This is a genomic window from Stenotrophomonas sp. 59, from assembly GCF_030291095.1.
In the GTDB taxonomy this organism is placed as follows: domain Bacteria; phylum Pseudomonadota; class Gammaproteobacteria; order Xanthomonadales; family Xanthomonadaceae; genus Stenotrophomonas; species Stenotrophomonas maltophilia_Q.
This window is the reverse complement of the sequence record NZ_CP127408.1, coordinates 1756383-1769286: the sequence shown is the minus strand read 5'-3', so window position 1 is coordinate 1769286 and position 12904 is coordinate 1756383. Positions and strand designations below refer to the sequence as shown.

General features: G+C 66.3%; 13 protein-coding genes. 2 read left to right on the top strand and 11 right to left on the bottom strand.

The annotated features are described in order from the left end of the window. Nucleotides 1-7 precede the first annotated feature (7 nt). Genes QP552_RS08230 through QP552_RS08220 form a run of 3 tightly spaced genes read right to left on the bottom strand, consistent with a single transcriptional unit; the run spans nt 8 to nt 5048 of the window. The gene (locus QP552_RS08230) at nt 8-1375 is read right to left on the bottom strand and encodes a metallophosphoesterase family protein (RefSeq protein WP_286075532.1); all 1368 of its coding nucleotides are present in this window, start codon (nt 1373-1375) and stop codon (nt 8-10) included. Next, complete coding sequence (locus QP552_RS08225; RefSeq protein WP_286075531.1) at nt 1372-2487, bottom strand: phytase; 1116 nt, start codon at nt 2485-2487, stop codon at nt 1372-1374. Before QP552_RS08225 ends, QP552_RS08230 begins: the two co-directional genes overlap by 4 nt. After that, nucleotides 2487-5048: a TonB-dependent receptor gene (locus tag QP552_RS08220; RefSeq protein ID WP_286075530.1), complete on the bottom strand. Its 2562-nt coding sequence runs from the start codon at nt 5046-5048 to the stop codon at nt 2487-2489. The genes QP552_RS08225 and QP552_RS08220 overlap by 1 nt, the downstream gene beginning before the upstream one ends. Before the next feature lie 168 nt (nt 5049-5216). Between QP552_RS08220 and upp the strand changes: the two genes are divergently transcribed. After that, nucleotides 5217-5849: a uracil phosphoribosyltransferase gene (gene upp, locus QP552_RS08215; RefSeq protein ID WP_005409099.1), complete on the top strand. Its 633-nt coding sequence runs from the start codon at nt 5217-5219 to the stop codon at nt 5847-5849. A gap of 108 nt (nt 5850-5957) precedes the next feature. Here upp and QP552_RS08210 read toward each other — a convergent pair whose 3' ends face one another. Continuing rightward, nucleotides 5958-6437, bottom strand: coding sequence for an SRPBCC family protein (locus tag QP552_RS08210; RefSeq protein WP_111111979.1), 480 nt, complete (start codon nt 6435-6437; stop codon nt 5958-5960). Continuing rightward, nucleotides 6418-6777 carry a metalloregulator ArsR/SmtB family transcription factor gene (locus QP552_RS08205; protein WP_345782980.1) on the bottom strand — a complete coding sequence of 120 codons (360 nt, stop codon included), beginning with the start codon at nt 6775-6777 and terminating at the stop codon, nt 6418-6420. The genes QP552_RS08210 and QP552_RS08205 overlap by 20 nt, the downstream gene beginning before the upstream one ends. A 126-nt stretch (nt 6778-6903) precedes the next feature. Here QP552_RS08205 and QP552_RS08200 point away from each other — a divergent pair, with 126 nt between their 5' ends. After that, nucleotides 6904-7197, top strand: a complete 294-nt coding sequence (locus tag QP552_RS08200; RefSeq protein WP_106549394.1) for a PsiF family protein — start codon at nt 6904-6906, stop codon at nt 7195-7197. A 311-nt stretch (nt 7198-7508) separates the two neighbouring features. Here QP552_RS08200 and QP552_RS08195 read toward each other — a convergent pair whose 3' ends face one another. The 6 genes from QP552_RS08195 to rsmD all read right to left on the bottom strand — a co-directional run bounded on the left by QP552_RS08195 (nt 7509) and on the right by rsmD (nt 12353). Next, complete coding sequence (locus QP552_RS08195) at nt 7509-8396, bottom strand: MBL fold metallo-hydrolase (protein WP_005412984.1); 888 nt, start codon at nt 8394-8396, stop codon at nt 7509-7511. Between the two features lie 119 nt (nt 8397-8515). Continuing rightward, the gene (gene ggt, locus QP552_RS08190) at nt 8516-10246 is read right to left on the bottom strand and encodes a gamma-glutamyltransferase (protein WP_106551412.1); all 1731 of its coding nucleotides are present in this window, start codon (nt 10244-10246) and stop codon (nt 8516-8518) included. Then, nucleotides 10243-10524, bottom strand: a complete 282-nt coding sequence (locus QP552_RS08185) for a YfhL family 4Fe-4S dicluster ferredoxin (protein WP_004153175.1) — start codon at nt 10522-10524, stop codon at nt 10243-10245. The genes ggt and QP552_RS08185 overlap by 4 nt, the downstream gene beginning before the upstream one ends. Before the next feature lie 132 nt (nt 10525-10656). After that, on the bottom strand, nt 10657-11148 hold the full coding sequence (locus tag QP552_RS08180) for a hypothetical protein (protein ID WP_286075525.1): 492 nt from the start codon (nt 11146-11148) through the stop codon (nt 10657-10659). Nucleotides 11149-11208: 60 nt separating this feature from the next. After that, entirely contained in the window at nt 11209-11718 is a 510-nt protein-coding gene (gene coaD / locus QP552_RS08175; RefSeq protein WP_005409091.1) for a pantetheine-phosphate adenylyltransferase, read from the bottom strand. A 26-nt stretch (nt 11719-11744) separates the two neighbouring features. After that, the gene (gene rsmD / locus QP552_RS08170) at nt 11745-12353 is read right to left on the bottom strand and encodes a 16S rRNA (guanine(966)-N(2))-methyltransferase RsmD (protein WP_345782979.1); all 609 of its coding nucleotides are present in this window, start codon (nt 12351-12353) and stop codon (nt 11745-11747) included. Between the last annotated feature and the right edge of the window lie 551 nt (nt 12354-12904).

The following is a 12904-nucleotide window of genomic DNA, read 5'->3' as shown; positions in this document are numbered from 1 at the left end:
CTTCTCCTCATTCCCAGCAACGATCGGCACGACCCTTGGCGGTCTGCGCACGCGGGCAGTCGCGTGGCGTGATGCGGCCCTCGGTCAGCTCCGTGCGCTGCTTGCCGCCCTTGGCGTCGCGGCGCAGCTCGAAGGCATCGTAGAGCCGGCCGGTCACCGTTCGCGCTTCATAGCGCAGGTGCTGCGGGTCGATGTGCAGCACCTGGAACAGCTGGGTGTCCTCGGCCACCGGATCCATCGTCTTTCGTGCCTCGTCGGAGAGACGGTACTGCTTCGGCCCCGCCACGGTCACCACGTACTGTGGCGTCGCGGCCTGCCCTTCGCCACGGCGACCATAGGTGTGATCGTGGCCCTGCAGCACCAGATCGACGTTGTGGCGGCGTACCACCGGCAGCAGCACGTCGCGCAGCGCGGCGTTCTCGCGGCCTTCGCGCGGCGAATAGAACGGCTGGTGCAGCAGTACGAGGGTCCACGGCTGCGGATTGCCGGTCAGCACCTTGTCCAGCCACTGCGCCTGTGCCTTGGCCGTGCCAAGGTCGAGTGCCGAAGTGCCATCGACCACCACCACGCGCACGCCCTGCGCATCAAACCAGTAGCTGGTCTGCTGTGCGGCGGCAGCCCCATTGCCCGGCAGCGCGAACGTCACCGGCCAGTGCCTGCCCAGCACGCGGCGCTCCTGCGGGGTGTCCTCGAACTCCTCGAAATACTCGTGGTTGCCGATCGCCGGCGCCACCAGCGTTTCCTGCGCGAGCCAACCGGTGGCGGCAAACCACTCCCCCCACTCGCTGTCATCGGCACCGTCGCCACCACTGACCAGATCGCCGGCGAACAGGCTCAGGCGTGCTGCGGGTGCGGCCTTCTGTGCGGCGCGCACCACGCGGCTGACATGGCTGACGTTCTTGTTCTGGGTATCACCGAAGTACAGCAGGGTCAGCGGCTGGTCGGGCGCAGCCAGCGTGCGCAGCTGGTTCCAGGCGCTCCAGCTGCCATTGCCCTGCACGCGGTAGACGTACTGCGTATCCGGCTCCAGGCCATCGATGTCGGCGCGATGATGGTGCGATACACCGTTCTCTGTCTGCAGTGTGCGGGTCGTCGCACGGATCTGGCGGATGCCCTCGATGGCGGGTGAATCACCGGCCAGAGCGATTTCCAGCAGCGGCGCCTGCACGCTGCCGTCGGTGCGCCAGGCCACGGCGAAACCGTGGCTGGGATCGGCTGCAGGCGAAGCCACGATGCGGTCAGGCCCCATGGTTGCCGCGTAATGGCGGCTGCCCACCGGCACCTGGGTGTTCGGTTCAGCCGCTGCGAACGACAGCGACGGCACGGCCAACAGCAGGCCCAGCACCAGCGTGCGCACCACGCAAGGCCGGCTCATGCGCCACACTCCAGCGGCAGCGCCAGCTGCCTGGCGATGCTCTCCCAGTCAAACGCCACCACGCCCTGGTCGTCGTGCACCGCGTACAGCGCACCGTGCGGGAAGCGTGCACTGGGTTGCTGCATCATCCAGATGCCATCGGTGTTGGCCACGGTATTGCCCTGGAATGCGCCAACCGGCTTCAGGGTGTGGCGGTCGAACAGGTGGAACACGCTGCGCTGCTTGCCCTGTTCGGTGGTGATCCACCAGCCGTCCTTGCCGCAGGTGCGCAGGGTCACGCCTTCTGCCTGCGCCTTGAACACATCACGACCGAAGGTGGTGCCGGTGAAACGCCCGGCCAGCGTGTAGACCTTGAACTCGCTGGCGTAGCTCTCGTCCTCTTCGGCGATCAGCAGGCGATCGTTCTCGGGGTCGCCCCAGATCGATTCGACCACGCGCAGGGCACCGGCCTCCGTGGTGTCACCAATGCTGGCCAAAAGCTTCGCTTCGACCTTCGCACCATCGCGGGTCACCTGGTACTGGCGCACGCGCTTGTCCAGCTCGGCCAGCGGCGGCAGGATGTCACGGCCCTGTGCATCCTCGCCGTTGTCCCAGGAGTCGGTGACGTAGACGCTGTAGCCATCGGCACGGCGGTCGACCCACAGCCCGTACGGCTTGCGCAGGTCGTCCGCAGCGAAGGTCGCCAGCGGGGTGAAGTCCGGCAGGCTCAGCACCTGTACGCGGTGATTGTCGCGCTCCACGATCCACAGCAGATCGTCGGTCACCGCGATGCCGTTTGGGCGGTCGAACTGCCCTGGCGCGGTGCCGCTGCTGCCGACGTCGCGCAGGTGCTGGCCGCTGCTGCCGTCGTAGACCACCAGCTTGTCGGTGGCCTTGGCAGTGGCGATCAGCCACAGCTTTCCGTCAGGTGCACGCCAGGCGGCGGGCGAATCGATGTTGTCGGCCGGCGTCATCGGCGAAAGGAATGCCTCGGCGATGGTGGTCACCGCACGCTCGGCCGTGGCCTTCGCCTCGGGCTTGGCCACGGACGGATCGTTGCTGGTGGCCGGCGTGCAGCCCGCCAGCAGGGCAGCCGCCAGCGCCGCGGCCATGACGCTGATGCGACGCCCCATCACAGTGCCACCTTCAGGCCCAGCGCGTAGGTACGGCCATACTCTTCCATCTGCAGCGTGCGCGAGCGCGTGCCCTGGTACAGCTCAAGCGGCTTGTCCAGCAGGTTCTGCGCTTCGAGGTACATGCTCACGCGCGGGGTGAACTTGTAGTCCAGCGAGAAGTCGAGCTGGGTGTTCGGTGCAACGTAGATATCGAAGGCGCGGCCCTTGCCGATGCTGTCCAGGTACTCGCTGCGGTACACCGCCGCCAGCCGCGTACTCAGACCGTACTTCTCATATCCGATGTGGGCACTGTAGACGTGCTTGGAGGCACGCGGCAGGGTGAAGTCCTCGCCTGGGCGGTCCTTGATGCCGGCATCGAACGTGGTGTCCAGCCAGGTGCCGCTGGCACCGACCAGCAGTCCATCCAGGCCGGAAGGCAGGAAGGCCAGCTGCTGCTGCCAGTTGAACTCGGCACCACGCACGGTGGCCTTGCGGCCGTTGATCGGCTGGGTCACGTCGAAACCGCCGTAGGCCGGGTCGTTGGTGCGCACGGTTTCCACGATGTAGCCATCGATCGACTTGTGGAACAGGCCCAGCGAGACGATGCCGCTGCTGCCGATGTACTTCTCCACCGACAGGTCGATGTTCTTCGATTCGTACGGGTCCAGTTGCGGATTGCCCAGGCGCACTTCCTCGTCACCCCGGCTGTAGCCCACGCGCGGTGAAATGTCACCGAACGAGGGGCGCGATACGGTCTTGTTGGCCGAGGCACGCAGCACCCAGTCGTCTGCGGCGTCGTAGCGCAGGTGCAGGCCCGGCAGCACGTTGGTGTAGCTGCTGTTGGCCACGCGCGGGGTGACGGTGAAGCTGCGGCCGTTGGCCGCCACGTCCACCTGGTTGCCGGTCGCCTTGAACTGGGTGTTCTCCACGCGCACGCCGCCGATGATGCGCAGTGCGCCGATGTCCCAGGTACCCATCGCGTAGCTGGCGAAGATGTCCTCGCTGGCCACGTAGTCTTCTTCCAGCGAGGTCATCGCGTTGCCGCCAATGTCCTGCGGGCGGGCGCTGTACTGGCTGCCATTGGCCGCCCAGAACGCGCGCATCGCAGCCGAGTCCATGCCGTCGCCCAGGTTGCCATGGCGGTGTTCGGGCGAGGAGGTGCTCCAGCTCGACAGCGCGACCTTCGGGCCGACCCGCAGTTCGTTCTCGTCGACATTGACGTCGCGGTCGCGCCAGCGGCCCAGCAGCCCGATCTTGATGCTGCCGCTGTCGCCGTCGAAGCGCACGTTGACCTGCGCGCTGTGTTCCTTGTCATTGACCTGCTTGGGCGAGAGCACGAAGCGGTCGAAGGCGTAGTTGCTGTTGTCCAGCCACTGCGGATTGTCGAAGCTGTAGCTGGGCAGGCGGCTGCTCTGGTCAAGCGTGCCATTGAAGGCCTTGCCATTGAGCTTGAAGCGCGCCTCCATCTCGTCATTCACCCGCTCTTCGGTGCGGGTGTAGCCCACCTTGTAGTCGACCACGGCGTTGGTCAGCTTGTTCTCGCCGCCCAGGCTGGCCGCGAAGGTGTTTTCCTTCTTGGTGCGATAGCGCATGCGCTTGTCGATCGAATCCTTCGGCATGCCATCCAGGCGGTACTGGTCCGTGCCGGTCTTGACCATCTTCGCGTCGTCGAAGTTGAAGATCACGCGCTGGCGGGTTTCGGCATCGTCGAACTGGCTGTACAGCGTGCGCAGGTAGTACCTGCTGTCTTCGTTCGGGCGCCAGTCGAGGTTGAGGTTGGCGCCGATGCGCTTGCGCTCGATCTCGTACTTGCGGTGCTGCAGGTTGATCGCGGTGACGTCGCCCGGTGCGGCGTCATCCTCGCCGTCGTACTCCACTTCGGTATTGTCCGACTCGAACTTGCGCTTCTGGTAGTTCACGCCCAGTGCCACGCCGAAGGTGTCGTTGAACACTTCGCTGTAGTTGAAGGCCGCCTTCGGGCTGGTTTCACCGGACAGCTGCTGATGGCTGCCTTCGATCTTGCCACGCAGGCTGCGGCCGTCACGGTCGAAGGCCGAGGCCGACTCGACCAGCACCGCGCCGCCGATGGCGTCGCCGGGCATGTCCGGGGTGGGTGACTTCACCACGCGCAGGCGCTCGGTGGAATCGGACGGGATGACGTCCAGCGGGGCGGCGCGGCTGGAATCCTCCGGCGTGCCCACGGCGATGCCATCCACGCTGACGCTGTTGAGATTGGCATCCAGGCCACGGATCACCACGAAGCGGCCCTCGCCCTGGTCGCGGGTGACGCTGATGCCCGGCAGCCGCTGCAGCGACTCGGCCACGTTCTTGTCCGGGTACTGGCCCAGCGCGTCGGAGGACACCGCGTCTTCGATCGCGTCACTGCTGCGCTTGAGGTCCACTGCGCGGATCTGCGATTCAAGCTGGGCGCGCACTTCAATGCGGTCCAGGTCGACCGCATCGGCGGCCACGGCGCCGGTGGCGGCGACCGCCTGCTGCCCGGCGGCCTGCAGCGGTGCGGCAGCCCCCATCGCCAGGGTCAGGGTGATGGCAACGGCCAACGGAGTCTTGATATGCACTGGGAATCCCCATTCCTGTTAAGAATGGGTCTGCACGGTATGTCCGCAAGGTTGCATGGCCGTGACATGGATCTGCACATTTCATGCAGGCCGTCTCCGGCCCCGGTTTGGGGTTGTGCGCCCAATCCGGCAAAATGGCGTCCTCTCTCCTTTTTCCCCTTCCCGACCATGAAGATCGTCGAAGTGCGCCACCCGCTGGTGCAGCACAAGATCGGCCTGATGCGCAATGCCGCGCTCAGCACCAAGGATTTCCGCGAACTGGCCAACGAGCTGGGCACCCTGCTGGCCTACGAGGCCACCGCCGACCTGGACACCGAACCGCACACCCTGCCCGGCTGGGCCGGCCCGGTCACCGTACAGCGCATCGCCGGCGCCAAGATCACCGTGGTGCCGATCCTGCGTGCCGGCCTGGGCATGCTCAGCGGCGTGCTGTCGCTGATCCCGGCCGCCCGCGTCAGCGTGGTCGGCCTGCAGCGCGATGAGGAAACCCTGCAGCCAGTGCCCTACTTCGAGCGCCTGACCGGCCGCCTGGAAGAGCGCGACGCGCTGATCCTGGACCCGATGCTGGCCACCGGCGGCACCCTGATCGCCACCATCGACATGCTCAAGCGTGCCGGTGCCCGCCGCATCAAGGGCATCTTCCTGGTGGCCGCGCCGGAAGGCATCGAGGCGGTCAAGGCCGTGCACCCGGATGTGGAAATCTACACCGCGGCCATCGACGCCCAGCTCAACGACAAGGGCTACATCCTGCCGGGCCTGGGCGATGCCGGTGATCGCATCTTCGGTACCCGCGTGGGCTGATCCGGAATACCGGCGGTCAGAGCCCTTTCGTGCCGAAAGGGATCTGACCCCAACCGGCACGAGGTCGGATCCCTCTCGACGGAAAGGGCTCTGACCCCAAGCGCTGTACTACAGGCCGGCTGCGAACGCTTCCAGCTGGCCGATGACGGTGTTCCAGCCGTCGAAGAAGCCCAGCTGCTCATGCTGGTCACGCAGGGCCTTGTCCGGGTGCATCACCCGCGCGGTATAACGGCAGCCCTGGCCCTCGTCCTCCATCGTGATGATGGCGGTGAAGCCCAGCCACGGTGACTGCGGCCGCCAACCCGGGCCCAGCATCGAGGTGAACACCAGGCGCTGCTGCGGCACGATCTCCAGGAAGCTGCCCGGATTGTCACTGCGGCCGCCGTCGGGGCCCTGCATGAAGGTGTGGAAGGCCCCGCCGGGGCGCAGGTCGAATGCGCGTACCTCGGTGGTCCACGGTTTCGGGCACCACCACTGGCGCAGCAGTTCCGGGTCGGTCCACGCCCGCCACAGGGCGGAACGCGGTGCGTTCAGCACACGGCTGATGACCAGATCGGTGTCGGGGTTGTTACCTGCGTCTTCGGCCATGGGCCTGCTCCTGTCGGTGAAGGGTTTCGACAAACTCGACCATGCGCTCGGCGCGTGCTTCCCACACGGCGCGCTGCGCGGCCAGCCATTGCTCGGCCTGGCCCAACCGTTCCGGCACCAGTTCGCAGGTGCGTACACGTCCCTGCTTGCGGCTGCGCACCACGCCACTGCGCTCCAGCACGGCCAGATGTTTCATCAGCGAGGGCAAGGCCATCTCGAAAGGCTCGGCCAAGGTCGACACCGTGCGCGGCCCCTGCCCCAGCGCGGCCACGATCGCGCATCGGGTGGGGTCGGCCAGTGCCTGGAACACGTCTTGAATGGCAGGATCATACTTACCCATGCGGCTAAGTAATACGCCCATCTGAATGCCGCTGCAAGCGATCGCTGCCGGGGCACGATTCTTCACGTGGCCTTGCTGCCCGCAGGCCAATGCTCCGCGCACCCGCCACCGCTTGGAGTGTCCTCGATGAAAGCTTCTTTCCTGCTGGCCGCTGTCCTGCTGGTCAGCCTGCCCTTGGCCGCCAATGCCACCACGCCACAGCAGCAGCGCATGGCCGACTGCTCGGCCAAGAACAAGGGCTTGAAGGGGGACGCCTACAAGACCGCGCAGAGTTCCTGCCTCAGTGGCCATGCCGCCGAAGCCAAGCCGGTCAATGCGCAGCAGGAACGCATGCGCAAGTGCAACGCTGACGCGGGTGCCAAGAAGCTGGCCGGTGACGCGCGCAAGACCTTCATGAGCAGCTGCCTGAAGGCCTCGTAAGACAGTCCAGTTCAATCGAATGGGGTCAGAGCCCGTTGCACAGCAACGGCATTCGACCCCATTTGAATATCGCTATCTGACAGATGTGCCGACCAACGGTCGGCACCCACCAATAGCCACCGGCCACCTGTCAGAGGTGGGGCGGTGTGGGTGGGCAGGACCGTTGGCGCCATGGATGGCGCCATCGAGCCCCCATGGATGGGTTTATGGCGTGTCCTGACCACCCACACCGCCCCGCCATCCCACGGAATGCCGCTCTTGATCTTGCTTCGGCTTCTGCAGGTGCAGGGAGCAGCCCTGCCGAACACCCCTCACCCCAGCGCGCGCGCCTTCAGTTCGCCCTGCTCGTGCAGGGTCACGAAACGCCCCTTGTCATCGCGCCCCAGCTGCGCCAGTGCCACCTGCGGATCGTGGGTGAAAAACAGATGCACGTTGCGCGCCAGCTTGTCCTCAAGGAACTGCCGCTTCTCGTCGATCAACAGTTCGGCGTTGCGGTCGTAGCCCATGGTGATCGGTACATGCACCCATGAGCGGCCGGGAATCAGGTCGGCACAGAACACCACCCCGCCGTGCGCATCCTCGCCGGCGTGCGCATGGCCGACGATCTCGGCCAGCATCAACCCCGGCGTGTGACCATCGCTGTAGCTGAAGCGGACGCTGCGACCCAGTACCTTCGAATACTCGCCGTCCACCACTTCCAGGCGGCCGCTGGCCTGCAGCAGGCCAGGCAGCTCCGGAATGAAACTGGCCCGGTCCCGCGGATGCGGCTGCATGGCGCGCTGCCAATGCTGCGCACCGACCACATAGGTCGCATTGGGAAACAGCAGTTCCGGCTCACGCCCTTCGCTCCATGCCGCCAGCAGGCCACCGGCGTGATCAAAGTGCAGGTGGCTCAGCACCACCACGTCGATATCCTCGTGCTCGAAACCGGCCTCGCGCAGCGAATCGATCAGCACGTGCTGGCTTTCCTGCACGCCGTAACGCTCGCGCATGCGCGGGTCGAAAAATGCCCCGATACCGGTTTCAAACAGCACTGTCTTGCCTTCCAGCGGGCTGGCAAGCAGCGCACGGCAGGCCAGCTCGATGCGATTGAGCTCGTCCGGTGCCGCCCATTTTTCCCACAACGCACGCGGCGCGTTGCCGAACATCGCGCCGCCATCGAGGCGTTGCGAGTTTCCACGAATAGACCAGAGTTTCATCCGCCGATTATCGGCGCCGGCTCGTTAAATAATCGCTAGGAAGAAAACAGAAAACCCCGCCGGGTGGCGGGGTTCGGTGATTCTCATTTCGCCGGGCATGGCCCGGCGCTACCGCCGCCTTAGTGCGCCGGCACGACCTGGGCGCTGCCCACCGGGTTGCGCGGGTCGCTGCCGCCGAACAGTTTATTGGCCTTGCGGTCCCATTCCACGGTCTGCAGGTTGCCCCACACGTGGCTGGAACCGCGGCCGCCCGCGGCGACATTGCCCGGCAGGTCGATCTTGTGGCCCATCGCCTGCAGCTGCTTCACCGTCGCCGCGTCGAACGCATCGTCCTCGGCTTCGATCAGGTCCGGCAGCCACTGGTGGTGGTAACGCGGCAGCGCGGCAACCTGCTGCGCATCCAGCCCGGCGTCGTAGCCGAGGATGCCCAGCAGCACCATGGTGATGATGCGGCTGCCACCCGGGGTGCCCAGCACCACCACCTTGTCGGCATTCTCCATGAAGGTCGGCGTCATCGAGCTGAGCATGCGCTTGCCCGGCTTCGGCGCATTGGCCTCGTAGCCCATCACACCGAACGCATTGGGCGTGCCCGGCTTCAGCGCGAAGTCGTCCATCTCGTTGTTCAGCAGCACGCCGGTGCCCTTCGGAATAAGCCCCGAGCCGTACAGCAGGTTGACGGTCTGGGTGGCGCCGACACGGTTGCCGTCACGGTCGATGATCGAGAAGTGCGTGGTCTCATCGTCTTCCAGCGGGGTCGGATTGCCCGACAGCAGGTCGCTGGGCGTGGCCTTCTCCGGATGGATGGTGGCGCGCAGGCCCTGTGCGTAATCCTTGCTGGTCAGCACCTTCTGCGGGATCTGCACGAAGTCCGGATCGCCGAGGAAGAAGGTGCGGTCGCGGTAGGCACGGCGCATCGACTCCACCACCAGGTGGGTGCGGTGCGCCGGGTCCATCTTGTTGATGTCCCAGCCTTCCAGGATCTGCAGCATGCTGGCCAGCGCGATGCCACCGGACGACGGCGGCGGCGCGGTGGTGATCTTCCAGCCGTTGTAGTTGAAGACGATCGGCTCGCGCTGCTTCACGCGGTAGCCGGCCAGCTCTTCAGCGGTCCACTTGCCGCCGGCCTGCTTCACACCGGCCAGCAGCAGCTTTCCGGTCTGGCCCCTGTAGAAGCCATCAAAGCCGCCCGCAGCCAGGCGCTCCAGCGTCTGCGCCAGTTCCGGCTGCTTGAACAGGTCACCGGTGGCGATCGGCTTGCCGTTGCGCAGGTATACCTCGCGCGTGCCGGGATAGCGCTCCATCACCTCACGACGCGAGGCATAGCCCTTGGCCATGCGGTCGTACACCGGGAAGCCTTCGCGCGCGATGCGGATGGCTGGCTGCAGCGAGGCCGACAGCGGCAGCTTGCCATGCTTGGCCGACAGTTCGACCAGTGCTGCAGGCAGGCCCGGAATACCGGCCGACCAGGCACCGTTGACCGAGCGGTCACGGTCGAGGTTGCCCTGCTTGTCGAGGAAGGCCTGCGGCGTTGCAGCGGCCGGCGCGGTCTCGCGCGCGTCCAGCATCACGTCCTTGCCGGTGGCCGCGTCATGCAGCAGGAAGAAGCCGCCGCCGCCCAGGCCGGAGCTGATCGGCTCGACCACCGCCAGCGTGGACGACACTGCCACCGCGGCGTCGAAGGCATTGCCGCCCTGCGCCAGGATGTCGATGCCGGCCTGCGTCGCCAGCGCGTGCCCACTGGCAATGGCCGCGCCATCGGGGCGCTCGGCACGGGCCGGGCTGTCGGCCCAGGCAATCGGGCTCAGCAGCAGGCCGAGCAGCAACAGGGGACGGACGATCAGCGTCTTCATTCGGATGGGGGCTCCGCATAGAGTTCGGGGTGATCGTGCTGCAGCTGGCGCAGCTTGGCCAGCAGCTGGTCTTCCGTTTCCACGATCTCCGGGTCCGGATCGATGCACTCGACCGGGCAGACGACCACGCACTGTGGCTCGTCGAAATGACCCACGCATTCGGTGCAGCGCGCAGGGTCGATCACGTAGATGGTTTCACCCATCGCAATGGCCTGGTTCGGGCAGGCCGGCTCGCATACGTCGCAGTTGACGCAGAGCTCGTTGATTTTCAGCGACACGGCGATACTCCTCGCCCGCGCCCTGGGACAAAGGACCGGCCAGCGCGGGCGCGCGGGCCGGTCAGGTCATCAGCGGCGCCCTTGCAGGACGCCGCCCGGGCCATGCCGGAGCATGGCCGCCATGGCTCGGTATTACTTGGCTTCGACGAAAATGTACTCGGCACCGGTCGGCTGGATGGCAGCCTGCACGCGGGCGTTGTCGGCCGACTGGCCGATGAAGACGACGCGCACGCCCTTCATCGAATCCGGCGACACGTCCTTGAACACGGCCTGGATCATGTCAGCCATCTTGCCCGAGGCCGACGAACCGAAGGCCAGCATGTTGCCCGGCTGCACGCCACGAGCCACGGCCTGGGTCGCGCTCTCGGTCTGGCGCTCGTACTTGGACTGGAAGTCCGGGTCCGATTCCGGCGAGAGGTAGTACAGGAACGGGCTGTTGGTGATGTTGCCCATGTTCTGGATGGCCACTTCCTGCAGGTACTTCTTCCAGCCTGCATCGTCGTCCTTGGACGGCGCGACCAGGGCCTGCTTGGCCTCGTCGACCGGAGCGGCCTCTTCCTTCTTGCAGGCGGTGAAGGCCAGGGCCAACGAAGCGATCAGCATCGCGCGCATGGTGGTGTTCATGGGTTTCCTCCCGGAATGGTGCGTGGTGTTGTACGTAATGGGGTGCGGGTACAGCGGGGCTTACGACTGTGCCGCCTTCGCTTCGCGGACCTTGCGCAGGGCTTCGAGCACCGCGGCCGGCACGAAGCCGGACACGTCACCGCCCAGGCGCGCGATCTCGCGGACCAGCGAGGACGAAATGAAGCTGTGCTGCTCGGCCGGGGTCAGGAACAGGGTCTCGACCTCGGGGATCAGATGTCGGTTCATGCTGGCCATCTGGAACTCGTACTCGAAATCGGACACCGCGCGCAGGCCGCGCAGCAGCACCCCGCCCTGGACCGAACGTACGAAATGGGCCAGCAGGGTGTCGAAGCCGATGACCTCGACGTTGCCATGGTGGCCGAGTGCGCCACGCGCCAGCTGCACGCGCTGTTCCAGCGGCAGCGCCGGGCCCTTGGACGGGCTCTGCGCCACGCCCACCACGACCTTTTCAAACAGCGGCGCGGCCCGGCTGACCAGGTCGATATGACCATTGGTGATCGGGTCGAACGTGCCGGGGTAGACGGCGATGCGGCGGTTGGCCACGGTCATGGGCGGATGCAGATGTTCAGATGAAGTCAAAGTGTAGCAGTGGCGCGGCGGTACAGGGCAAAGCGCACCTCGCGGGTGCCGCCCTCGCGGTGCAGCAGCCATTCCGGCGGCAGCACCGGCACGTGGCTGGCCGGGGATTCCAGGTACAGCCAGGCATCGGCGGCCAGGTGCCGCGGCAGCTGGGCCAGCACGTCCTGCCAGAGCCCGTCGGCGAACGGCGGGTCGATGAAGACCAGGTCGGCCAGCTGTGCCGGAGCGCCCTGCAGCCAGCGCAGGGCATCGGCCTGCACCACGGTGACCTGTTCGGTAGCCTGCAGCTTGGCCACGGCGGCGGTCAGATTGCGCCCCAGCTGAGCGTCACGCTCGACCAGGGTGGCGTGGTTGGCACCGCGCGAGACTGCCTCCAGCCCGAGCGCGCCACTGCCGGCAAACAGGTCCAGCACCCGTGCACCGCCCAGCTTGGGCATCAGCCAGTTGAACAGGGTTTCGCGCACGCGGTCGCTGCTGGGCCGCAGGCCTGGCAGGGTCGGCACCGGCAAGCGGGTATTGCGCCAGCGCCCGCCGATGATGCGGACCTGGCCGTCGTTGCCCGCACGGCCGCTCACAGGCGCCCCCGGCGGGAGGTATTCGAGAATTTCAGCATGAACGGGATTGTAGTTCGGCCGGGCGGCGCCCGGCACCCGCAGAGGCCGAAGCAACAGCCAGAGCAACGGCAAAGCTGGTTTCCTGTGGGTAGGCGGGGTGGGTCAGGCTGTGGGGGACGCCGTAAACCCATCCATGGGGGCTTGGCCGCGGCATCCATGCCGCAGACACCCCCACAACCTGACCCACCCCGCCTTCGACAGTTTCCTGCGAGCTGTCGGAACGACTCTTGGGGTCAGATCCGTTTTCCTACGGAAAACGGATCTGACCCCATTTGATGTATCGATATCTGACAGATGTGTCGACCAAGGTCGACACCCACCAACAGCCGATTGAACCTGTCAGAGGCGGGGCGGTGTGGGTTGGCGGGACCGTTGGCGCCATGGATGGCGCCATCGAGCCCCCAGGGGTGAGGGCGCTTTGCTTGCGAAGCACTGCTTCGCAAGCGCCCGAACGCACAGCCGCCAGCGGCTGGGCCGGCCTGGGGGTTTACGGCGTGTCCTGCCAACCCACACCGCCCCGCCATCCCACGGATAGCTCGCTG

Bases quoted from the DNA above. Each gene is read 5' to 3' on its own strand.
- QP552_RS08230 (WP_286075532.1), bottom strand. From the start codon at position 1,375: ATGAGCCGGCCTTGCGTGGTGCGCACGCTGGTGCTGGGCCTGCTGTTG.
- QP552_RS08225 (WP_286075531.1), bottom strand. From the start codon at position 2,487: ATGGGGCGTCGCATCAGCGTCATGGCCGCGGCGCTGGCGGCTGCCCTG.
- upp (WP_005409099.1), top strand. From the start codon at position 5,217: ATGAAGATCGTCGAAGTGCGCCACCCGCTGGTGCAGCACAAGATCGGC.
- QP552_RS08210 (WP_111111979.1), bottom strand. From the start codon at position 6,437: ATGGCCGAAGACGCAGGTAACAACCCCGACACCGATCTGGTCATCAGC.
- QP552_RS08205 (WP_345782980.1), bottom strand. From the start codon at position 6,777: ATGGGTAAGTATGATCCTGCCATTCAAGACGTGTTCCAGGCACTGGCC.
- QP552_RS08200 (WP_106549394.1), top strand. From the start codon at position 6,904: ATGAAAGCTTCTTTCCTGCTGGCCGCTGTCCTGCTGGTCAGCCTGCCC.
- QP552_RS08195 (WP_005412984.1), bottom strand. From the start codon at position 8,396: ATGAAACTCTGGTCTATTCGTGGAAACTCGCAACGCCTCGATGGCGGC.
- ggt (WP_106551412.1), bottom strand. From the start codon at position 10,246: ATGAAGACGCTGATCGTCCGTCCCCTGTTGCTGCTCGGCCTGCTGCTG.
- QP552_RS08180 (WP_286075525.1), bottom strand. From the start codon at position 11,148: ATGAACACCACCATGCGCGCGATGCTGATCGCTTCGTTGGCCCTGGCC.
- coaD (WP_005409091.1), bottom strand. From the start codon at position 11,718: ATGACCGTGGCCAACCGCCGCATCGCCGTCTACCCCGGCACGTTCGAC.